Annotated in this window: 18 protein-coding genes; 8 read left to right on the forward strand and 10 right to left on the reverse strand. The window is 37.7% G+C overall.

Going from position 1 to position 22,476, the window contains the following annotated elements; translation table 11 throughout:
• Nucleotides 1-204: 204 nt before the first annotated feature.
• From K8089_RS05135 to K8089_RS05145, 3 genes are all read right to left on the reverse strand, one after another.
• Nucleotides 205-2,451 carry a DUF7619 domain-containing protein gene (locus tag K8089_RS05135; protein WP_237602217.1) on the reverse strand — a complete coding sequence of 749 codons (2,247 nt, stop codon included), beginning with the start codon at nt 2,449-2,451 and terminating at the stop codon, nt 205-207.
• Nucleotides 2,448-2,699 carry a hypothetical protein gene (locus tag K8089_RS05140; RefSeq protein ID WP_237602218.1) on the reverse strand — a complete coding sequence of 84 codons (252 nt, stop codon included), beginning with the start codon at nt 2,697-2,699 and terminating at the stop codon, nt 2,448-2,450. The genes K8089_RS05135 and K8089_RS05140 overlap by 4 nt, the downstream gene beginning before the upstream one ends.
• A gap of 270 nt (nt 2,700-2,969) precedes the next feature.
• Nucleotides 2,970-3,710: a hypothetical protein gene (locus tag K8089_RS05145; RefSeq protein WP_237602219.1), complete on the reverse strand. Its 741-nt coding sequence runs from the start codon at nt 3,708-3,710 to the stop codon at nt 2,970-2,972.
• Between the two features lie 317 nt (nt 3,711-4,027).
• Between K8089_RS05145 and K8089_RS05150 the strand changes: the two genes are divergently transcribed.
• The 3 genes from K8089_RS05150 (at nt 4,028) to K8089_RS05160 (ending at nt 6,429) form a co-directional block, all read left to right on the forward strand.
• Nucleotides 4,028-5,785 (forward strand): T9SS type A sorting domain-containing protein, encoded by a 1,758-nt coding sequence (locus K8089_RS05150; RefSeq protein ID WP_237602220.1) that lies wholly within the window; start codon nt 4,028-4,030, stop codon nt 5,783-5,785.
• Nucleotides 5,786-5,901: 116 nt separating this feature from the next.
• Nucleotides 5,902-6,129, forward strand: coding sequence for a hypothetical protein (locus tag K8089_RS05155; RefSeq protein ID WP_237602221.1), 228 nt, complete (start codon nt 5,902-5,904; stop codon nt 6,127-6,129).
• Nucleotides 6,130-6,429 (forward strand): type II toxin-antitoxin system RelE/ParE family toxin, encoded by a 300-nt coding sequence (locus K8089_RS05160; protein ID WP_237602222.1) that lies wholly within the window; start codon nt 6,130-6,132, stop codon nt 6,427-6,429.
• A gap of 2 nt (nt 6,430-6,431) precedes the next feature.
• Here K8089_RS05160 and K8089_RS05165 read toward each other — a convergent pair whose 3' ends face one another.
• Complete coding sequence (locus tag K8089_RS05165) at nt 6,432-7,502, reverse strand: RluA family pseudouridine synthase (RefSeq protein ID WP_237602223.1); 1,071 nt, start codon at nt 7,500-7,502, stop codon at nt 6,432-6,434.
• Entirely contained in the window at nt 7,489-8,115 is a 627-nt protein-coding gene (locus K8089_RS05170; protein ID WP_237602224.1) for a PASTA domain-containing protein, read from the reverse strand. Before K8089_RS05170 ends, K8089_RS05165 begins: the two co-directional genes overlap by 14 nt.
• A 207-nt stretch (nt 8,116-8,322) precedes the next feature.
• Here K8089_RS05170 and K8089_RS05175 point away from each other — a divergent pair, with 207 nt between their 5' ends.
• The 4 genes from K8089_RS05175 (at nt 8,323) to K8089_RS05190 (ending at nt 13,611) form a co-directional block, all read left to right on the forward strand.
• Nucleotides 8,323-9,297, forward strand: a complete 975-nt coding sequence (locus K8089_RS05175; RefSeq protein WP_237602225.1) for a D-alanine--D-alanine ligase — start codon at nt 8,323-8,325, stop codon at nt 9,295-9,297.
• Nucleotides 9,298-9,481: 184 nt separating this feature from the next.
• On the forward strand, nt 9,482-10,597 hold the full coding sequence (gene lpxB / locus K8089_RS05180; protein ID WP_237602226.1) for a lipid-A-disaccharide synthase: 1,116 nt from the start codon (nt 9,482-9,484) through the stop codon (nt 10,595-10,597).
• A 44-nt stretch (nt 10,598-10,641) separates the two neighbouring features.
• Entirely contained in the window at nt 10,642-11,226 is a 585-nt protein-coding gene (locus K8089_RS05185; protein WP_237602227.1) for a C40 family peptidase, read from the forward strand.
• Nucleotides 11,227-11,586: 360 nt separating this feature from the next.
• Complete coding sequence (locus K8089_RS05190) at nt 11,587-13,611, forward strand: ComEC/Rec2 family competence protein (RefSeq protein WP_237602228.1); 2,025 nt, start codon at nt 11,587-11,589, stop codon at nt 13,609-13,611.
• Between the two features lie 27 nt (nt 13,612-13,638).
• Here K8089_RS05190 and K8089_RS05195 read toward each other — a convergent pair whose 3' ends face one another.
• The 4 genes from K8089_RS05195 to K8089_RS05210 all read right to left on the reverse strand — a co-directional run bounded on the left by K8089_RS05195 (nt 13,639) and on the right by K8089_RS05210 (nt 19,693).
• A complete protein-coding gene (locus K8089_RS05195; protein ID WP_237602229.1) occupies nt 13,639-14,172 on the reverse strand; it encodes a thioredoxin family protein in 534 nt (177 codons plus the stop codon).
• A gap of 84 nt (nt 14,173-14,256) precedes the next feature.
• On the reverse strand, nt 14,257-16,047 hold the full coding sequence (locus K8089_RS05200) for a peptide MFS transporter (RefSeq protein ID WP_237602230.1): 1,791 nt from the start codon (nt 16,045-16,047) through the stop codon (nt 14,257-14,259).
• Nucleotides 16,048-16,082: 35 nt separating this feature from the next.
• Nucleotides 16,083-17,486: a peptide MFS transporter gene (locus K8089_RS05205; protein ID WP_237602231.1), complete on the reverse strand. Its 1,404-nt coding sequence runs from the start codon at nt 17,484-17,486 to the stop codon at nt 16,083-16,085.
• Nucleotides 17,487-17,512: 26 nt separating this feature from the next.
• Nucleotides 17,513-19,693: a S9 family peptidase gene (locus K8089_RS05210; protein ID WP_237602232.1), complete on the reverse strand. Its 2,181-nt coding sequence runs from the start codon at nt 19,691-19,693 to the stop codon at nt 17,513-17,515.
• A gap of 480 nt (nt 19,694-20,173) precedes the next feature.
• Here K8089_RS05210 and mgtE point away from each other — a divergent pair, with 480 nt between their 5' ends.
• Complete coding sequence (gene mgtE / locus K8089_RS05215; protein ID WP_237602233.1) at nt 20,174-21,490, forward strand: magnesium transporter; 1,317 nt, start codon at nt 20,174-20,176, stop codon at nt 21,488-21,490.
• Between the two features lie 45 nt (nt 21,491-21,535).
• Here mgtE and K8089_RS05220 read toward each other — a convergent pair whose 3' ends face one another.
• On the reverse strand, nt 21,536-22,450 hold the full coding sequence (locus K8089_RS05220; RefSeq protein WP_237602234.1) for a dimethylarginine dimethylaminohydrolase family protein: 915 nt from the start codon (nt 22,448-22,450) through the stop codon (nt 21,536-21,538).
• Between the last annotated feature and the right edge of the window lie 26 nt (nt 22,451-22,476).

The following is a 22,476-nucleotide window of genomic DNA, read 5'->3' on the forward strand; positions in this document are numbered from 1 at the left end:
CCCTTTTTAAGGGAGGGGTGCCCGAAGGGCGGGGTGGGTAATCCTGCAACAACTCCAACTTTAGGACAAAACCCCTTCCGGCCACCGATTCAAAACTATGATTAAAATTGAAAATTCGTCCGGGGGCCACCTTCCCCTTTTCGAAGTCTTGAACTTTTTATTTTAAATAATTTAGAAGGGGAAGGAGTTCACGGAGAGATATTTTTATTTCTTAACAACTCGCAGTACTCGGCTTCCATCCCCTACAACAACCCGCACAAAATAATTCCCAGCACTAAGCCCAGAAACATCTACTTGTTCACGGTTGCTGTTTCCTTTTGAAGTAAGTAAAGTCTGCCCCAGCACGTTCATTATTTCAATTGAAGAAATTGAAGCCTCAGCTTGAATGTTAAGAATATCACTGGCAGGATTAGGGTATGCAACAATCTTTAAAGTTTCAAAATCAGAAACGTCCAATTCATCAACAAATCTCGTGTAAACAGTATTGGTTACAATCGCAGCATTAAAGTCGAAGTAAATGTCTGCTTTATTCGCAACAACATCGTCCAATTGAACAGTGGGAAGCGGTTTTACCTTAAACGCAACAAATCCTTGGCTGCCCTCAGGATCGGACGAAGCCGTAGGCAAGTTGATGTCGTCAAATATAAAATCAATTGAACCATTTACAAGCTGGGTTTCCATAGCGTGGCTGGCATCGAGAATCTTAAATGTTGTCCAGTCCAGCTTTTCATCCAGCGCATCCTGTACTCGTACATTGATGGCACTTGCAGTTCCCATATTCTGAAAACGCACTACGTAATGTAAATACTCGTCGGCATCATCAATTAATACCTGATAACCTTCCAGCACTTGCTTATCGTTTGGATCAAAACTGTTTACTGCTATTTGGTTTAACTGAAAAACATTATCATCAGGCGCGGCATCACCACTCACGGGGTTTACTTTTGCAATATATGGCAGCACATCGCCTTCTTCCACTATCGGTGGCTGTTCCACCTCAAAAATCACTTCAATAGTTCGGGTTTCAAAAGGGTTTAAGTTGCTGTAATCCCAAGAAATGGTATTTCCGTTTATGGAAGTTTCCGCAGGGGTCGCCTCTGCGTAAGTTACCAAGGTTCCATCAAAATCCAGTTCCACATTGCCACTTAGTTGGGTGGTGCCCACATTTTCATAAACCAGTTTATATCGAGCCTCAAACCCAGGGCGGGCAGCATTTAACGGCACAAAAGTAACGGCAACGTCATTAGCGGTGGTTGTGGGCGCAATACAAAAATCTGCAATCTCTGTTTGGTTAAAACCTACAAAAGTGTCAACCTCTTGCGCCGGACTTAAGGTAAAATAAGGCGAAAGTCCCAAAACAGTTGTGGTATAAGTGTTCTCTGCAACAGTAAGATTATAATCACCAGTGTTTATAGTAGTAGTCGCAAAGTTGTTCGTACCATCCGTGGTGTTTACAAGCAAACCGTCAATCCCAGCATCGCCCCCATCGCAGCCGTTGTTTTCGTCATCGTATTTTACGGTGCCTGTTATATGGTTTAGGTCACCGTTGGCTATTGTGCAGTCTTCAACAAAGGTTGCCAGAGGTGGAATATCGGTAAAGGTTGCGGCGGCGTATTGGGCATCTTCTACGCAGATAAATTGGAGGTTGGGGTTGTTTAGCAATGATAAAGTAGAGGTTGAACAACTTCCACTAAAAATTTCGTTGTTGCCGTTTTTTAAATTGACATACGTTAAGCTTAGGTTATTTACACCTTCTACTTTACATAAATTAGAATTATTGCTTAAATCTATTTCTTGAATTAAGGAATTAGAAAACATAATCTCTCTTAAAACCAAGTTTGAAGAAACATCAATATTAGATATTGGATTATTGGAAATATTTAATACTCGAAGAGTATTATTCTGAGAAATATCAATATTAGTAATGTTATTTTGGTTGGCCCATAATGTATTGAGGTTTGAAAGTGATGTAATGTTAATTGATGAAATTTGATTATCATAACATGATAAGAAAAATATATTCGGATGTTGACTTAAATTCAAAATAGATATATTGTTTTTATGGCACGATAGCCATTCCAAATTAGTATTTTGACTTAAGTTTAATTCGCTAAGATTGGCCTCATAGCAATAAAGAAGATTCAAATCAGGGCATTGTGTTACATTTAAAGAATTTAATGGATTCTTTTCGCAACTTAACTCTAATAGATTTATATTTTGTGAAAAATCCAACTGTGTTATTTGATTATTAAAACAAATAACTTGTTCAATAAGAACATTTCCGGAAAGGTCAAGTTCCGAAATTGAATTATTAGCACAACTTAAAGTTATTAAATCTACATTTTGTAAAACATTTAATCCTGTCAATTGATTCCCCCCACAATACAATTCTTCTAATTGAATATTCTGCGAAATATCTAATTCAGTTAATAAATTCTGTTCAATGTTCAAAAAGTTAAATTTATAAATGCCTCAATTCCCGTCAAATTTTCTATTCCTTTATCTCTCAATTCGGTTAGGTAACCTAATTGTGTAACTACCTCCGCCTCACTCACCTGTATCTCCCCATCCCCATTGGTATCAATAACAGGGTTATGGTTTAGCAGCGCATTTTTAAAATTGGCATCGGGTATGTTTACTATCTGTGCGCTGGCAAAAAAAGAAGAAAGAAAAATCAGGGTGAGTAGTAGGTGTTTCATGTAATTATTGGGTTAGCGTTTAAATTTAAAAACAAAAGCCACAGACCCTTGTTTATCAGGCACAATATATATATATATATATACAAAATAAAAAACTTATTTTTTAAAAAAACCATCAACAAGGTTCCCCGCCCTGCAAGGGAGCGCTTGTCCCGAACTTGTTTCGGGAGGTGGCTGCGAAGCAGACGGGGTCGGTACAACACACAACGGAGAACTGAGAACCGAAAACTGAGAACCGAAAACTGAGAACTGAGAACCGAAAACCGAAAACTAAACAACCCCAATCCCAACAGCCCCCTTAGCAAACGACTTATAAAACTTATCTGATGATTTTTGATGAAACTGTACCTTCACAACCCCAAATATCAAACTCCCTTTTTTAGGCATCTCACCCACTTCAAGTACCAACTCACGCGCTTCATCCTCCTTTGCTACCACTAAAGTCTCTTCAGCGATGATAAACCGAAAGCTATCATTCTTTAAATCGTACTCCAAAACACCGTAATTAATAAAGAAATGAGTGCTTCCTTTCGGAAACTTCAACCTTTGAGGATCAAACGAACTAGCTTTTAACACCCCAGTGTTGGTGTCAAAAGCAACTCCTGATCCAAAAATATCCCACGAATTTGGGCCTTGTGTAAATCTAAACTCACTTAGCAGTTCTCTTCCCATATCACAATTAAGCCCACGCCCCGCAATCCGCTTCCCCTCAAGGGTTTCATCATAAGTCCTAATCTCCATAAAGAGCTGCATCAACCTCTGGTGCAATTCCCCATCTTCAATCTCCTTAAAAAAAGGAAACATCGCATCCTTAAATTTTTTGGTGAATTTACTGCATAAGGTCATCTCCTTATTTCTATCCCGAATCCCTTGCATTTTTGGATTATTTTTTATACTTTCACTTGTAAATCCACCCCCAGCTTTCCGTTGACACTGTTTTCCTTTTCGGATATAGTAGTTAATCCCGTTATACGTTCCTACTATTGGTGGAAACCCGTTTTTTGAAGCCATAACATATTAGTTTTAAGAGATACACATTACTTTTAACTATGTGAAAATAAAAACTTCTTACCAATTTTCCAAATATATATGTGGACTTTATATGGACTATATGTTAACAATATGTTGACTATATGTGGTACACACCCCTAGTATACCTCTACTTTATCCCTACTTTCTCCCTATCCACCTTCTCCCTTTCAATAACGCTTTCCTAATTAAAAAAGTAGCTGTATATCTTCAAATCATTAAGACAACCACGGCAAGACTCTTGAAAAACCCAATTTTTATCAATAGCTTTATAAAAAATAATTTCAAACAACAACCAGATGAAAAAAACAACTACCTTACTTTCTCTTTTATTCTTAGGAATAATTGCCACAGCCACCGCCCAGCAACAGGGCAAAAAAGCAAGCCTAAATGAAGACGGCACTATTGCCGTTGAAACTGTGACGCTACCTGAAAACTATCATAACAATGAACAAACACGAGTACTCGATAGAATTTGGCGCTTCGGCGAGCCGGCACATCCGAACATTAAAAACAGTCGCGGCGTAACCTTGGCCGATATAAACAACGACGGTATTGACGAAATACTCTACGGAATTTGGAATACCCTCTACGCACTTAAGGGCGATGGTTCCCTTCTTTGGGAAAAACCTGTTAGCGGTATCATCCTGCTTCCGCCATCAGTAGCAGATTTAGATGGTGATGGCACGCTCGAAATTATCTTAAACACTGGAGGCGTGCCCAATGCAGGCCGGGTTTATTTAATCGATCCCGTGGGCAACGATCTTCCCGGATGGCCCTTAAATTTTGACGACCACTGGATGATAAACGCCCCCGCAATAGCCGATGTAGATGGTGATGGCACACTCGACATCGTTACTGGTGAGCGCGTAGCTAGTGCGCAAGGTTTTGTTCACGCCATAAAAATGGACGGCACCCCCATCAATGCCAATTGGCCAGTGGAGGTACTTGCTACCCCTGCTTTTACCCCTTCAATTGGAGATGTTGATAATGATGGAAATGCAGATGTTGTTATTGCCGCGTCTTCCGCAGGTATGTATATTTTTGATAACCAAGGACAAGTTTTTCCCGGATTTCCGGTAGTTGACCCAAATGTGAAATATTCATACCAATCCCCCATGCTCGCAGATCTTGATGACGATGGCGACTTAGAAATTATAGGAAGCAATCACGGCGACAACCCTGGTTTTTACGTAATGGAACACGATGGTAGCTACAAAGCTGGCTGGCCAATTGCCACTAGCGAATGGACCTACTCTCCTTCCACCGTTTGGGACGTGGATAATGACGGAACTTTTGAAATATTTATGTCGGATAGAAATACCAGCGGCACACAGGGAGAAGAGCTTCCTGTTGTTTATGGGCTCGATCCCGATGGTAACAACCTTCCCAACTTCCCAATAGAAAAATACGGAGGTACTGAAGGGGTTATTTCCATTGCAGATGTTAACGCAGATGGCGACTTAGATTTAATCTTCCCAAGTATTATGACCGATGCAAACGGATTTGGTTATATTCATGCATACGCCATGGATGGCAGTGGCGAAATTGATGGTTTTCCGTTGCGCACTCGCGGCTTTACCTTTTTAAACGGTGCTGTTTTGGGCGATGTTGATAACGACGGACTTTTAGACTTGACGGCAAATAGCTACACTTTAAATTTTGGCGCGGGCGTTGATTCTACCTTCGTAAATGTTTACAATCTTAACGTGCCGTATAACCCAAATACTATTGTAAGAAATGGTTACAAAGGCAACAACACCCGCGATGGTTTTGTTGAATTAGGGCCCATTGCTGGGGTTTCGGATTTAAGCGCCGAAACTACAATTAGTATTTTTCCAAACCCTTCCGAAGGAATTCTGACATTTAAAATTCCGCAATCAATTTTAAATGCAAAGGTGAAAATCTACAGCATAGACGGAAAAGTGGTTTTTTCGGAAGAAAAAAACTTAGAAACAACTTCTAGTTATAACCTGAAACATCTAAAAGGCGGCTTATATTTCGTTTCCATTTCTGATGGGAAGAATACTTTCACTGCCAAATGGGTGAAGAATTAAATAGATTTAAATTATTTTAAAACACGAAGTCCCTTTTCCTTGTTTGGAAAAGGGACTTGTTTTTTAATGAAAACTACATTTTTAAATTTCTTATATTTGAATAAAACCACTTTGCCATGACCACAATCCACATTGAAGAAGAACTGAACTTAGATAAAACCTATTTTAAAACAATTGAGGAATTTCAGCTGTATTTGATGATGCGTGAAAAAGACCAACCTGAGAATTATTCACTAAGCGATGCGCATAAAAAGATACTTGATGATCGTGTTGCAGAAGCTGATGAAAATCCGGATGGTTATGTTTCTCTTCAAGAGTTTAAAAACTCTTTTAAAGAGAAGTAAATGTATCAATTGCGAATTCGAAATATTGCTCATGAAGATGCTAATGAAATCTTTGATTACTATGGCAACATAGATTCTACTTTAGCCATACGTTTTTTAAACTCGCTATATTCTGAACTTGATGCAATTGCTGAAAATCCAGAACTATTTCAGAATAAATATAAAAATATACGAGTCCGCTATTTACAAAAATTCCCTTTTGGCATTCATTATAGAATAGTTGACAAAGAAATAATTGAAATATTATCCTTTATTCACACCAGCCGAGACCCAAAAATTTGGAAAAAAAGAAATAGCTAATGCTACTCAATCACATGCTGCGAATAATTCCGCCACTTTTCAATACCAGCCTCCATATCTTCGGGAATTGGGCTTTCAAAACGCATAAATTCATTGGTTGTAGGATGCACAAATCCAAGGGTACGCGCGTGTAACGCCTGACGCGGCAAAACTTTAAAACAGTTATCTACAAACTGTTTGTACTTAGAAAACGTAGTTCCTTTTAATATCTTCTCGCCCCCATAGCGTTCATCGTTAAAGAGGGTATGCCCAATGTATTTCATATGCACACGGATTTGGTGCGTTCGGCCTGTTTCCAACCGACAAGAAACCAAAGTTACGTACCCCAAACGTTCCAAAACCTTGTAATGGGTAACTGCAGGTTTTCCCTTTTCTTCTTCGTCGTTTTCGTAAACGGTGTTTTGCAATCGGTTTTTAGGATGACGCCCAATATTGCCTTCTATTGTCCCTTCATCATCTTCCACATTTCCCCAAACCAAAGCTATGTATTCACGCTCAGTGGTTTTATCAAAAAACTGCTTGGCGAGATGCGTCATCGCTTCTTCGGTTTTTGCAACTACCAATAATCCGCTTGTATCCTTATCGATTCTATGAACTAGACCAGGTCTATTGCTTGGACCTGCCCCGAGGGGAGTCGAGGGGTTATTCGGAAGGTTTTCAAAATGATAGGTTAAGGCATTTATAAGCGTTCCGCTGTAATTTCCGTGGCCCGGATGCACCACCATTCCTGCGGGTTTATTTACTACAAGTACAGCTTCGTCTTCATAAACAATGTCTATCGGGATGTTTTCAGGAACAAGTAAAAACTCATACGGCGGATGCTCAAAAAGAACCGTAACCACATCATTGCCTTTTACTTTATAATTGCTCTTTACCGCCACGCCATTAACGTGAATATTACCTGCAACAGCGGCTTTTTGAATTTTGTTTCGCGTAGCTTTTTCAATAAGGTTCATCAGGTATTTGTCAACCCTAAGTGCGCCCTGCCCTTTGTCTGCCGTAAAGCGATAATGTTCGTAAAGATCATCACTTCCACCTGTTTCGTCCATTTCTTCTTCGTTAAAATTCATCATTGCCTTCTTCCTGAATTAGAGTATTCTCCGGCTTTATTTTTAAGGAATCCTGTTTCTGTATTTGGTTTTCCGATTGGTCACCCACTATTAGATCTATCACCGAAGTCTTTTGTATCAAGGTGCCGGGCTCGAGTCTTTCGCCTTTAAAACGCATTTCCAATACGTTGTCGCTAATATCGGGTCGATAACTTATTTTGCCAACTTTAAAACCCATCGCCAAAAGAGTGGGTTCAGCTTGACGACGCGTACGGCCCAAAATATTGGGGACTTCAATTTTTCGGTAGCCAGACGGATTTAAGGTTAAGTACAACTTCCTATTTTCCTTCACAAATTTACCCGGCTTCGGAATCTGTTCTATTACCGAATATCGCGGATAATCAGGGTTGTAATTCGCCGAATCTAAAATCTCATACCGAAGATCCATTTCATCTAACTTTTCCTCTACTTTGTCTAATGATAGTTTTGCCAAATTGGGCACTTCTATTTTTTCATTGTGGTTGGTACTCATGCGCAACCACCACAGGGTTAAAAATCCTAAAACAAGAATGGCAACGATAGCCAAAAGCAACTGCTTTAAAAATGCTTTGGAAAACACGAATTGGAAAAATGTCATAGGCTTATTTCTTTATGCACAAAAATATAAAGTTCAAAGGTAGTATCTTTTGGTGAAATCGATCCCGAAGCATCGGGAGAAATTTAAATGCTTTGTCAACATATAACTGATAACTCATAACAGACAACGCTAAGTTTTTAATACTTTTGTAAACGCAGTTTTTCCTCCTTTGCTATAAAGGCTTCGGTGGATAAATAATAATTTGTTATGGGTAAAAAACGTATTGCCGTAGCTATGGGCGGATATTCCAGCGAATTTGAAATTTCAATAAACAGTGGTGGCATCGTTTGTAACGCCCTCGATAAAAACAAATACAAAATATACCCAGTCCATATTCTGGAAGAAGGCTGGTATTTTGTTGCTGATGACGGCAAGAAACACCCTGTAAATAAAGCAGATTTCAGTTTTAATGACGGCACCGAAACCATTCGTCCCGATGCCGTTTTTAACACCATTCACGGCACCCCCGGCGAAGATGGTTATCTTCAAGCCTATTGGGAACTGCTGGGTATTCCACACACAAGTACCGACTATTACTCGGCAGCCTTGAGTTTTAATAAACGCGATTGTCTTTCGGTTTTAAAAAATTTTGGCGTGATTGCGGCAAATTCATATTTTGTAAATGAAGGCACTGCTATTAATGTGGAAGAAATTGTAATTCGAACAGGCTTGCCCTGTTTTGTAAAACCAAATAGATCGGGTTCTAGTTTTGGTATTAGCAAAGTGAACGAGATGTATGAAATAATGCCCGCAATTGAAAAGGCATATACCGAAGATTCCGAAATAATTATTGAAACAGCCCTGGTAGGCGTAGAAGTTTCTGTAGGTGTTTATAATAAAGGTGAAGAAGTAATTGCGCTGCCGGTAACCGAAATAGTTTCAGAAAACGAATTCTTCGATTACGAAGCTAAATATCTGGGGAAATCGCAGGAAATTACGCCCGCTAGAATTTCAGAAGAAGAAACCGAAATGGTGCAAAAAGAAGCCATCCGTATTTATAAATTATTGAATATGAAAGGCATCACCCGAAGCGAATTTATAATAGAAAAAGGAAAACCTTATTTTCTAGAAATAAACACCAACCCCGGACTTTCAGCAGAAAGCATTATTCCAAAACAAGTACGGGAAGCCGGAATGACGTTGACAGATTTTTTTAATATCTTAGTGCAAAATGTGCTATAATTGTTAAAGATTGCAGGTTTCAGATTTAAAAAAACTCGACAACTCATAACTGACAACTGACAACTCATAACTGATAACTGACAACTGAAAACTGAAAACTGACAACTGAAAACTGAAAACTGACAACTGAGAACTGACAACTGACAACTGACAACTGACAACTCATAACTCATAACTTTTTTGAATGAAATACTACCTCATCGCAGGCGAGGCTTCGGGCGATTTGCACGGTGCCAATTTAATGAAAGCTTTAAAAAACGAAGATCCCAATGCAGATTTCCGTTTTTGGGGTGGCGATTTAATGAAGGCAACGGGTGGGGTTGAAGTAAAACATTATCGCGATTTAGCGTTTATGGGCTTCGCCGAAGTTATATTGAATCTCGGCACCATTCTAAAAAACATAAAACTTTGTAAAAAAGATATTGCCGCCTATAATCCAGATGTAATTATTTTTATCGATTATCCGGGTTTTAATCTTCGCATTGCCAAATGGGCGCGGCAAAAAGGATATAAAACACATTATTATATATCGCCACAAATCTGGGCTTGGAAGGAAGGTCGTATAAAAGACATTAAACGCGATGTGGATGCCATGTACGTAATCTTACCTTTTGAAAAAGATTTCTACGAAAAAAAACACAACTTCCCCGTTCATTTTGTTGGCCATCCATTAATTGACGCAATTTATAAAAGGAAACAAGTTATACCCGAAACCTTTAAAAAAGAAAATGGCCTGGATGAACGGCCAATTATTGCGCTGCTTCCCGGAAGTCGAAAGCAGGAAATAACAAAAATGCTGGAGATAATGATTTCCGTGGCAAAAGATTTTAAAGAGTATCAGTTTGTAATTGCCGGTGCGCCAAGCCAAGAAAAGTCGTTTTACGAAACTTTCGTCAGCACCAAAAACGTACATTTTGTAACCAACAAAACCTACGATCTTTTAAGCATTGCAGACGCTGCATTGGTTACTTCGGGTACTGCTACTTTAGAAACGGCACTGTTTAAAGTTCCACAAGTTGTTTGCTACAAAGGCAATAGAATTAGTTACGAAATTGCTAAGCGCGTTATTAAATTAGACTATATTTCGTTGGTAAATTTAATTTTAAACAAAACGGTTGTCACCGAACTTATTCAGACTGAATTCAATAAAAAAAGACTGGCCGCAGAACTCACAAAAATTTTAGATCCCTACAATCGGGCTACCATGTTTTTGGATTATTACGAATTAGAAAAAGCACTCGGCGGACGCGGTGCAAGTGAAAACACGGCCAAACTTATTTATTCAGCAATCGAGAAGTAATTTAAATTTCATATTTTTAAACACTAATTCACAATGCTTTTTAAATGAAAAACCTGCTGCTTCTTACTTTTTTTGCATTATTCCTTATTTCCTGCGGAAGCACGAAAAATACAGGTAAAATTCCCGAAGCTATTATCGGCAAAAGCGAACCTTCAGTTAAAAAGGTGGCAATGCATAAAAACCACAAATTTGCTGGCAGAAAAACCAATAGTTCTGCGGAAACTAAAATAGTTGAAGAGAGCCCAAAGGAAATTAAAAAAGAAATTATTGCATACGCCAAAACCTTTCAAGGTACGCGTTATAAATATGGCGGCACTACCGAAGCTGGAATGGATTGCTCAGGTTTAGTGTGTACTGCTTTTGAAAAGGAAAACATTTCACTGCCACGAATCTCACGCGATATGGCAACCAAAGGAATTCTTATTTCTTTTAAGGATATTGAAGAAGGCGATTTGGTATTCTTTAAAACCAGCCGCAGAAATACAATAAATCACGTAGGTTTAGTAGTTGAGTCGAAACGCGGCGAAGTGAAGTTTATTCACGCTACTACAAGCGCCGGCGTTATCATTTCTTCGCTCGATGAAGCATATTGGAAAAAGGCCTTTGTAGAAGTAAGACGGGTTATATAAAATTGATTTTTGTATCTTAGAGTGCATTTTAAGCAATGGAAACTACAGCATTGTAAAAAAGTTGATTGCAAAAATCAACGACACCCGAAGCTATGACGTTCTTGAAAGCGTGCTGCGTTTGTTGTAAATTTACGACGAAGAAGGTGTGTCTGTTTTAAACGATGCACAAATAGCAACTATTGAAGAAACGCGCGAGGACTACAGAAATGGTCGCATTTTGACCAATGTAGAAGTAAAAAAAGAAATATAGAAATTGTTTAATAAATAATCTGGGACAGCAACCAAGACCCAGATTCCTAAAAATTGTAAATGCAAATTCCCCCCAGTTAATTTTAAGTATTCATCTTAAAATCTTGGGATATGAAATTCATAAACTTCGCAGTTGTAAAGTTTTCGACTTTCGTCGTACTGGGAATCCTTACGGCATACTTCTACCCTATTCCCGCTATTTTAATTTACTTTGTTTTAGCTCTTTTATTTGGGGTTTTTCTGCTTTGGTTCTGGACCAGAAAACAATTAATTCAAAATATTTATTTCGGAATTGCGGCTTATCTCTGCTTTTTTGCAATTGGGTATTTTAGCTATCAAATAAGGCTGCCACAATTTCAACCAAAACACTTTTCGCATCTAATTGTTGATGACAATCCTGAAATTATTCAGTTAAAAATCAACCAATCTATAAAGCCCGATCAATTCAATTTAAAATATTTCGCCACAGTGAACGCCATAAATGGCATACCTGCGAACGGCAAAATTTTACTGAATATTTCAAAAGATTCATTACAAGAACCGTTTTCTGCAGATGAAATTTTATTGGTTTACGCCAGCATTTTCGAAATTCCAAAACCACTAAATCCACATCAATTTGATTACTCAAAATATATGAAAAATTTAGGTGTGTACGGGCAAATTAAAATTTCGGAAAAAGCGGTTTTAAAAACTGTCGATGGTTCAAAAACACTGTTCGGAATAGCGCAAAACTTTAGAGCTAAAATTGTTCAGAAGCTTCACAAAACAAAACTACAAACTGACGAACGCGCAATTATACAAGCCCTTGTTTTAGGTGAAAAGAATGACATTGAAAAGAATCTGTACAATGCGTACGCAGCGGCCGGGGCCGTTCATATTTTAGCGGTATCGGGGCTACACGTTGGTATTTTATACCTTATTCTTTCCTTCCTTTTTAAACCATTTCTGCAATGGAAATTCGGCCTTTTTTTTCAAGCAATATTAATAGTACTTCTACTTTGGGGATTCGCGCTTCTTTCGGGGCTTTCGCCTTCGGTAACCCGTGCGGTTACTATGTTTAGTTTTTTTGCTGTTGCCAAACTTTTTAATCGGGAAACGAATTCATTAAACACTTTGTTCCTTTCGTTTTTAACACTATTAATAATTAATCCGTTGTGGTTGTTTCAAGTTGGATTTCAGTTGAGTTATTTGGCGGTATTTTTCATTGTTTGGCTGCAACCGCTTTTTTATAGAATAGGATACTCCAAATATCGTTTCGTACGCAAAATATGGGCCATTGTAACGGTAACCTTATGTGCGCAGATTGGTGTTTTGCCTTTAAGCTTGTATTATTTTCATCAGTTTCCCGGCTTGTTTTTGTTGACCAATATTGTAGTGCTACCATTTTTAACCTTGCTGATGTGCGGCGGCATATTGATTGTAATATTAGCCGCTTTTCAAATTTTACCGCATTGGTTAGCCGAAGCCTATAACTATGTAATTGAAGGGCTCAACACCTTTATTAATTGGGTGGCAGTGCAGGATGAATTTCTATTTAAAAGCATACATTTTTCAGCATTAAAGGTTTTGGGAGCCTATCTAGTGATTATTGCGATAGCACTGTTTTTAAAGAAAATGAAATATCGCAGATTAATGTTTTCGTTATTGGCTATTTCAGCGTTTATCACAATTTATATTTACGATGAATACAGAACCTCGGCCAACCAATTAATGGTTTTTCAGAAAAGCAGACAGACGTTGATTGGTTATAAAAACGGGAAGGATTTTGTTGTTTTCAAAAATGATTCAACAACAAATATTTCTGAAAACTATCCTATAAAATCGTTTAAAACGGCTATCAATATTGATAATTATTCCGAAGAAAAGCTGCCGAAACTATTTCAGTATAAAGGTAAAAACATCCTGGTTTTAGATAGCTTAGGAATTATTCCGAAGCAAAAAAATACACACACAATAATACTAACAAACAGCCCAAAAATAAACTTGAATAGACTCATAGACAGTTTAAAACCCCAACAAATTATTGCCGATGGCAGCAATTATTTTTCGTACGTCGCTCGCTGGGCAGAAACCTGTAAATTAAAAAAGCTCCCGTTTTACCATACTGCAAAACAAGGAGCTTTCCCAATAGATTAGCCCGAATATGAAACCGAAATGGCTAAACTAAAATGTAGGTTTAAAATTTTTCTGATATGCCGCCCACGCCTCGGCTGTTGTAATTTTTAAATAATCGTCTGAATGAATCATTTTTAAAAATATTTCAAGCTGTGGCGGCGTTCTGTAGCCCGGAACAGCTTGAATTAGTTCGCCATTTTCTTTAAAGAAAACAACAGTGGGATATGCATTAACCTTTAAGGCGTGTGCGAAGAGATGTTGCGAATTTCTTCCTTTTCTATTAGGGTCGAAATTTGGGTTTGTGTAGGTAAAATCGTTAAACGTTACTTCCTCGGTTCCTTCGGCGTTAAACTTAACCGCGTAGTAATTTTTATTTACATATTCAATTACGTCTGCATCGCTAAAAGTATTTTTATCGAGCATTTTGCACGGGCCGCACCAAGTGGTGTAAACGTCCATAAAAATCTTTTTAGGTTCCTTTTTTTGCGCCTCCAATGCTTCATTCATCGTCATCCAATTAATTTTTTGAGCATTGATGATGGGTGCGGAAAGTATAATAAAAAGTAGTAATAAATATTTCATTCTAAGTGCTTTAAATAATTTTGTGTGTTTAAACAAAAAGCGTTCCATAAAAAGGAACGCTTTTTTATTATAAAGTATTGTGTACTAACGAATGCCGTGCATTAATTTTTTCAATACAGGATTTAATAACATTGAAATAATACCAACGGCAATAGGTATTAATGTAAATATTAAAAAGAACGTGCCCATGGAATATTCCGAGGAAATTTTATCGATCATTCCTCCCATTGTATTCGCAGCTTTTTGCCCCACGGCAATGGCAAGATACCAAACCCCAAACATAAATCCAATCATTCGCGCCGGAACTAATTTACTTAAATATGACAATCCTAACGGCGAAAGACAAAGCTCGCCCATGGTGTGCATTAAGTATGCTAAAATTAAGAATACCATACTCACTGAGGCGGTCATTGCACCCGGTGGAATATCGGAAGCACCATACGAAAGAATGGCAAAGCCCAAGCCCAAAAGCACGAGGCCAATACCATATTTTACGGCTGCACTGGGATTGTATTTACTTTCCCACCATTTTGAAAATAATGGCGCCAAAGTAATAATAAAGAAGGAGTTTAATATACCGAACCACGTGGCATCTACTTCTAGTTCTGTTTGAGAAAATTTATCTACCAATCTAAATACAACCAAGCCCCAAATACCAATAAAAGCAATTACTAGCGCGACGTTAGACAATGCAATACGGTGATGTGTTTTTTTAACCAATAAATATATAACCCAAGAAATTATTATTAAAGGTACGGTAGTTAAAAGCGCATCGACGATTTTAAAAATAATGGCAGAATCTCCTGTTAGATTTCTATTGGTATAATCCTGCGCAAAAAGCGTCATTGAACCTAAAGATTGTTCAAAGAATGCGAAAAAGAAAACCGTAAAAAGACCAAATATAGAAACCGCAATTAATCTATCTCTTACAATTGGGAGATAACGCGCAATACGGGTTACCAATAAAATAAGAAACATAGCTAAAGCAGCTAGAACAACCACATTAGTTCCATTCATTCCCCAAAGTTCAAAAGGCACTAACGATTTTGAATAGATAGTCTCCAATGGATCATTAAACAGATAGAGCAAGCCACCAATGGAAGATAACACAATGAGCACATAATCGAACATTGTAAAAGGATTGAGCTTAATTGGCGCTTCCGCTACTTCATCTTCGCGTAATTCAGGTCCTTCTTCATTTATATTTTGCGGAATTCCCACTTCGTGAACTTTTGAAGGTTTTGCGCCAATGTTTCCAAAGATTTTATGCGCCAACAAAAATTGAAGCATTCCCAAAAACATAAAGATTCCAGCTAGACCAAAGCCCCACGACCATCCGTAATTTTCGGCTAAATAACCACAAAGCATCATCCCGAAAAAAGCACCAGCATTTACCCCCATATAGAAAATGGTATACGCTCCATCTTTTTTAGATTCTTTGCCTTTATACATTTCAGAAATGATAGAGGTAATATTCGGTTTAAAGAAACCAGTACCAATAACTAAAAGCGCGAGCCCTAAATAAAATGAAGATGTTGTTTCCATTGCCATAGCGGCGTGGCCTAAGGTCATAACAATACAACCAATAACCACGGCCATTCTATAGCCGGTAAGTTTATCTGCTATCCATCCCCCAATTATTGGCGTTAAATACAACAGCGATGCGTAAGTACCTATTAGTGCCAACGCGTGTTCTCTTGGCCAATCCCAACCGGGGTTGTCGCTCATAAGCGGTGCTGTTAAGAACAACACCAGCAGGATTCGCATTCCGTAGAAGGAAAAACGCTCCCACATTTCGGTAAAGAAAAGTATAAAAAGTCCTGCAGGATGCCCTAAAACTTTGTCCTTAAATAGATTTTCAATATCGGTATTCATGACTCTGAATTTTGGTTAGATAGTTTCTAAAAATATTAATTGGCTTTGTTGATGTCTGGGTCTGCAAGCTCAAATGGCTCATTGTCATGCATTTCACGCTCATTGTCCTCCGCACCGTGTGTAAGATTTTCCAATTTCTTTCTAATTAATAATACCAACAATCCAAAAATAACACAGAAAATAGCGATTCCAGTAAACACCGTGTATTCACCCAAATTTGATGCAGATTCGCCTAAAAGACCAGCTACTTTGTTTCCAAGACCAGTCATTGCGAAATATACCCCCATCATAAGAGAAGCGTACTTCAATGGCGCCAATTTTGTAATGTATGAAAGTGCAACTGGTGATAAACAAAGCTCTCCAACGGTATGGAATAAATATGCCGCAACTAACCAGTACATAGCTGATGAACCATCGGTATTATATTGAGCTGCTGCGCCAGTCATAAAAAAGAAACCAGTACCCATAATTATCAAACCGAGACACATTTTAAAAAGCGATGTTGATACTTTTCCTTTCAACTTTCTATGCGCCCAATATGCGGCAACACTTGTACCTAAAAGAATTATGAATAGTGCATTTAACGATTGGAACCAAGAGGCAGGTACTTCCCAGCCCATTAACATTCTATTTGTTTTTTCGGAAGCATAAATATTCATTAAACCTCCAGCTTGTTCAAAGGCACCCCAGAAAACGATTACCAACACAAAAGAGATGAACAACACAATCATTCTATCTTTTTCAATCTTGTTAAGTGGTCTTTTCATTGCAGCTTTTTCTTCCGGATCAATCGATTTATTGGTATTGTTTCCTACGTATTTTAAGTGTTTCTGACCAACAAGATATTGTATAAGCCCTAGTGCCATACCTATAGCCGCAAGTCCAAAACCGTAATGCCATCCATAAACTTCCCCTACATAACCAACTATTATACTAGATAGAAAGGCACCCACATTTATACCAATATAAAATATGGTAAACCCTTTATCTCTTCTAATATCGCCAGGCTTGTATAACCCACCTACCATAGTTGAGATATTTGGTTTTAACATACCAACCCCAGCCACGATAAGTCCTAGACCTGTATAAAACGCCCACATATATTCAAAAGATAGAATACCATGACCAGCTACAAGTAAAATACCTCCAACAAGAACAGATTGTTTTTGACCTAAAAATTTATCTGCAATCCATCCTCCAGGAATGGAAGCTACATAAACAAACATGGTGTACCAACCGTAAACCGATAATGCTTCGGCATTTGACCAACCCAATCCTGGATTGCCACCATTGGATTCTGCTACTAAGTAAAGTACTAAAATAGCTCGCATTCCATAATAGGAAAAACGTTCCCACATTTCGGTAAAGAACAAGATGTAAAGACCTACCGGGTGACCAAATAATTCCTTTTGCTTTTGATATTGTAGTGCGTCTGACATAAGATTTATTATTAGTTGTTGTTGTTTTATAAATTTTTCTTGATGAAATCTGTCATTAAAGTATATAAATGCAATCTGGTATTACCTCCGTAAATACCGTGATTTTTATCTGGATAAATGCGCCAATCAAATTGTTTATTGGCTTGCACTAAGGCTTCAATTAAACGCATGCTGTTTTGCACATGTACGTTATCGTCAGCACTTCCGTGCACTAACAAATACTTCCCTTTTAAACCATCTACGTGCGAAATTGGTGAATTTTCATCGTAACCCGAAGCATTTTCTTGCGGGGTTTGCATATAGCGCTCGGTATAAATACTGTCGTAAAATCTCCAGCTGGTTACCGGAGCAACAGCAATAGCCATTTCAAAAGTATCGGGTGCTTGAAACAATGCGTTGGAAGACATAAACCCTCCGTAGCTCCAACCCCAAATGCCGGTACGCGAAGCATCAATATACGGCAGATCGCTTAGTTTTTTAGCAACGGCTATTTGGTCTTCCACTTCGTATTTCCCCAATTCTTTTTGAGTCATTTTTTTAAAATCCCTTCCTTTAAAACCGGTTCCACGTCCGTCAACACACACCACAATAATATCTAAATCATTGGCCAGCATTTCGTGCCAGTAATCATTGGTGCCCATCCAACTGTTTGCTACGTTTTGAGAACCTGGCCCCGAATATTGATACAGAAACAATGGGTATTGTTTGGTTTCATCAAAATCCAAAGGTTTAATCATATACATATTTAAGTCTTCACCGTTAATCTTTATAGTTGAAAACTCTTTGGGTGAAATTTTATAGGAAGCTAAACGGTTTTTTAAATCGTTGTTGTTTTTTATTTCGCGAAGCAATTTCCCTGTTTTTGCATCGTGAAGTGTATAAACATAAGGAGTGCTAGCATTTGAAAAAGTATTTATAAAATACGAATAATCTGCACTAAAATCTGCTGCATTTGTTCCGGTTTGTTGGGTTAATCGCGCTTTGTTTTTGCCTGAAGGTAGTATAGAGTACACATCGCGGTTTATGCTCCCGTTTTCGGTGCTTTGGTAATACACCCGGCCGGTGTTTTGATCGAAACCGTAATAGGCCGTAACTTCCCACGGACCTTTGGTTACTTGATTTAGTAGTTTTCCGTCTTTATCGTATTGGTAAATATGGTTCCAGCCATCCTTTTCACTTGTCCAGAAAAAACTATTGTCGTTTAAAAATGTAAGATTGTCCGTAACATCAACATACGCATCGTCCTTTTCGGCTAAAATTAATTTTGAAGTATTGTCTGAGGCATTAACGAAAACCAAATCGATTACATTTTGATGGCGATTGGCTAACTGTACGCTCAAAAAGTTGTTGTCTTGAGTCCAGAGCAATCTTGGAATGTAATAGTTGTTGTATTTTGAAAGATCCACTTCCGAAGTTTTTTCAGTACCAAGATCGTAAAGGTGCAATGAAACTTTAGAATTTGCCTCTCCTGCTTTTGGGTATTTAAAAGTATCTGCCGTAGGATACAACTGGTCGCCGTACAAATCCATATTAAACTGTGGCACATCGGTTTCGTCAAATTTTATATAAGCCAGTTTGTCGCCATTTTTGCTCCACTCAAAAGCGCGCACAAAGGCGAATTCTTCTTCATAAACCCAATCTGTTAAACCGTTGATGATACTGTTCTTTTTACCATCGCTGGTAATTTGTTTTGTTTCGCCAGTATTTAAATTTTTTATAAATAGATTATTTTCAAATCCATAAGCAACTTTACTACCGTCGTCACTAAATGTAGGCTCTTGTATTTTATTGGTCGAAACTAAACTGAACTGTTTAGATGCCACATCGTAAACGTAAAAAGTACCACGCGAAGAACGTCTATATATTTGTTGCAATTGTGTTGTAAAGAGAATTTTTGATTCATCTTTACTGAATTCATAGGAAATTACGTAGTCAATTCCCTTTAAATCATTAGTGTTTAAAAGCGTTCGCACTTTTTCACCACTTTTGTAATCAAAAACATCTACAGTTGACGCCTTGTTTTGTCTATCGTAATTTAAAACAGCGTATTCCTTTCCGTTATTCATGGAATGCAAGGCGTCTAAACCTTGGGTTCGGAAGGCTCCGCTCCAAATTTCTTGGAGGGTTATGTTCTGTTGTTGCGCTTGAATGGAAGGAAGTGCCGTTAAAAACAGCAATAAAAAAGGTAGGGAGATTAATCTTTTCAAAGTGTTAAAATTTTAATACGCCAAGTTTACTAATTTTTTGTGAAAGTGAAGGTCGTTTTTCTGTTAAATAAGCCCTTCAAGTCTATTTAATACTAATAACAATTAGTTGCAATGGCTTACAAACTGCACACTGTGTAAAGAATTTTGAATAACTCCCTCAAGATAAAGGCTAAAAGCGTTTTTTAGGAAGTTTTTTAGAAGAATTTCAATTTTATAAAATCCATCTATTTGAATCAAAAATTTTAGCATTTTATAAATTCCATGACGGTTTTAGGCTTTAAAATTGATTGATGAGATACTTTTAAAATTGAATTTTGTCCTTTATTATGCGAAAACATCTACTTCGCAGCCTGTAAATGTGAACTAATTGCGCCAAATGTAAATTGAATAAACAACTTCATATTACTTTTAAAAAGTATATTTATGTGGCGATAGTAATTCAATTTTACTTGCAACAAAAAATGCTTAAAAAAGTACGTTATGGTAAATTTTCAAAACCTACATCCAGCAGATATTGCTGAGCAATTAAGAGATTTAGACAATAATGAACGCAACTTGTCTTTTTTAAGGCTTTCGTCTGTACGTAAAAGTGAAGTATTTCGGTTTTTAGAACCACGCGTTCAAATTAAAATTATTAAAGCGCTTGGCAACAAAGAACTTTCCGAAGTACTCAATAATCTACCTCCCGACAACAGAACCAAGCTTTTTGAAAATTTTCCAGACAACCTTATAAAAACCTCCATAAACCTTCTTAACAATGAAGAAAGAGAAATTGCACTTAGCCTAATTGGTTACCAAAAAGATAGTACCGCTAGATTAATGACGCCCCATTATATACAAACCACAGCCGATAAAACAGTTTCGCAAGTTTTGAAGCACATTAAAAAAGTAGGTAAAAAAGCGGAAACCTTAAATTTTGTGTATGTGGTAAATGATGACAATAAATTAATAGATGATTTAAGAATTGGCGAATTGCTCCTTGCCGAACCAGCCACAAAAATATCTGAACTTATGGATAGGCAAGTATTGGCAATTACAACCACCACTCCTATTGAAGAAGCAGTTGAAATTTTTGATAAATACGATCGTGCGGCTTTACCCATTATAACTGAAAGCGGGGTTTTAGTTGGTATTGTAACTTTTGACGATATTCTAGATAGAGTACAAGAGCTAACCACCAAAGAAATTCACAAATTTGGCGGCACCAAAGGATTAGATATGTCATACACCCAATCAACACTATTAGATCTTGTGAAGAAAAGAGCTAGTTGGTTGGTAATTCTCTTTTTTGGCGAAATGCTCACCGCTTCGGCCATGGGTTTTTTTGAGGGTCAAATTGAAAAAGCCGTAGTGCTGGTTTTATTTGTTCCATTAATTATTTCCAGTGGCGGCAACTCTGGCTCCCAAGCAGCCTCACTTATTATTAGAGCTATGGCATTAAAGGAGATAAAACTAAAAGACTGGTGGTATGTTATGAAGAAAGAAATACTCTCTGGTCTAATTTTGGGAACCATTTTAGGCTCAATTGGGTTTTTGCGAATTTTCTTGTGGCAGGAAACCGAACTATATAATTATGGTGAATTTTGGTTTGAAGTAGCCCTCAGCGTATCAGTCTCCCTCGTATTTATTGTTTTATGGGGAACACTTTCTGGCTCGTTAATACCCTTTATTTTAAAATGGTTTAAACTAGATCCGGCAACGGCATCAGCACCTTTTGTTGCTACCTTAGTAGATGTTACGGGAATTATTATTTTCTTCTCTGTGGCAGCTTACTTTTTAGCAGACAAACTGCTGTAATTAATATAGAACTTTAACCTGAAAACTTTCTTAAAACAATCTAATTTAATCCCGAATTAAAGGCATTGTAGTACAACGCAGCAAACCTTCCTGTTTTGCTATTTCGGAATACGGCACTTCTTCAACTGTAAAGCCTTGCTCGCGAAGCCAAGTGTTTAACCTCGTAAAGTTTTTTTCTGAAATAACAACCTCGGGCGAAATAGAGAATACATTGCTATTCATGTTATACATTTCTTGTTTGGTAATATGAAAACAGTTTTCTTTTCCGAAGAAATTTACCAGCCATTCATATTCTTCTTCAATCAAAAAACCTTCTTTATGAATAATAGCCTTCCCTTTACCCAAAGGTTGAAAGCAACAATCTAAATGCAGTGCATTTTCTTCGGCAACGGTATTACTTTTTTTGAGATTAAATGACTTTATCTTTTTATGCGGAAACAATTTTTGTAGATGTTCCACAGCGTTCATATTTGTACGAGCCGTGATAAAACTATCGTAGTCGTCGCCGTAATAGCTTCCCACGAAAATATAGTCGCCCCATGGCATTACATCGCCGCCTTCAATATGGGCGTTTTCTGGGAATTCAATAATTTTTGAAGGATCAATTTTATTTATTACATGTTCAATAGCGCCTATTTCCATAGAACGATCTTCAAGAATGTTCGCTATTATAAATTTATCTTCAATAACAAAGGCAATATCTCGCGAAAAAATCTGATTGTAATCTTTAATTGAACGGGGGCGATATACTTCTACATTGTACTTTTTTAAAACTTCGGCCACGGCATCCATCTCCCGCATCATATCTTCATCTTTGGGGTAGGTTCCTGCTTTAATATGTTCGGCAGATTTGGGGTCGTAGGCTTCTTCAAACTTGGGCACGGGGCCATTGCTATCTGCTCTGCCTAAAACTACGGCGCGCAATCTTGAAGTTTCATCGTTAATGTGTAGGTGGATCATGTTGCAAATATAGAAAAAGCACCTCG

The sequence above is a fragment of the Aequorivita vitellina genome (assembly GCF_022008365.1).
GTDB classification, from domain to species: Bacteria; Bacteroidota; Bacteroidia; order Flavobacteriales; family Flavobacteriaceae; genus Aequorivita; species Aequorivita vitellina.

Bases quoted from the DNA above. Each gene is read 5' to 3' on its own strand.
- K8089_RS05140 (WP_237602218.1), bottom strand. From the start codon at position 2,699: ATGAAACACCTACTACTCACCCTGATTTTTCTTTCTTCTTTTTTTGCC.
- K8089_RS05145 (WP_237602219.1), bottom strand. From the start codon at position 3,710: ATGGCTTCAAAAAACGGGTTTCCACCAATAGTAGGAACGTATAACGGG.
- K8089_RS05150 (WP_237602220.1), top strand. From the start codon at position 4,028: ATGAAAAAAACAACTACCTTACTTTCTCTTTTATTCTTAGGAATAATT.
- K8089_RS05155 (WP_237602221.1), top strand. From the start codon at position 5,902: ATGACCACAATCCACATTGAAGAAGAACTGAACTTAGATAAAACCTAT.
- K8089_RS05160 (WP_237602222.1), top strand. From the start codon at position 6,130: ATGTATCAATTGCGAATTCGAAATATTGCTCATGAAGATGCTAATGAA.
- K8089_RS05165 (WP_237602223.1), bottom strand. From the start codon at position 7,502: ATGATGAATTTTAACGAAGAAGAAATGGACGAAACAGGTGGAAGTGAT.
- K8089_RS05170 (WP_237602224.1), bottom strand. From the start codon at position 8,115: ATGACATTTTTCCAATTCGTGTTTTCCAAAGCATTTTTAAAGCAGTTG.
- K8089_RS05175 (WP_237602225.1), top strand. From the start codon at position 8,323: ATGGGTAAAAAACGTATTGCCGTAGCTATGGGCGGATATTCCAGCGAA.
- lpxB (WP_237602226.1), top strand. From the start codon at position 9,482: ATGAAATACTACCTCATCGCAGGCGAGGCTTCGGGCGATTTGCACGGT.
- K8089_RS05185 (WP_237602227.1), top strand. From the start codon at position 10,642: ATGAAAAACCTGCTGCTTCTTACTTTTTTTGCATTATTCCTTATTTCC.
- K8089_RS05190 (WP_237602228.1), top strand. From the start codon at position 11,587: ATGAAATTCATAAACTTCGCAGTTGTAAAGTTTTCGACTTTCGTCGTA.
- K8089_RS05195 (WP_237602229.1), bottom strand. From the start codon at position 14,172: ATGAAATATTTATTACTACTTTTTATTATACTTTCCGCACCCATCATC.
- K8089_RS05200 (WP_237602230.1), bottom strand. From the start codon at position 16,047: ATGAATACCGATATTGAAAATCTATTTAAGGACAAAGTTTTAGGGCAT.
- K8089_RS05205 (WP_237602231.1), bottom strand. From the start codon at position 17,486: ATGTCAGACGCACTACAATATCAAAAGCAAAAGGAATTATTTGGTCAC.
- mgtE (WP_237602233.1), top strand. From the start codon at position 20,174: ATGGTAAATTTTCAAAACCTACATCCAGCAGATATTGCTGAGCAATTA.
- K8089_RS05220 (WP_237602234.1), bottom strand. From the start codon at position 22,450: ATGATCCACCTACACATTAACGATGAAACTTCAAGATTGCGCGCCGTA.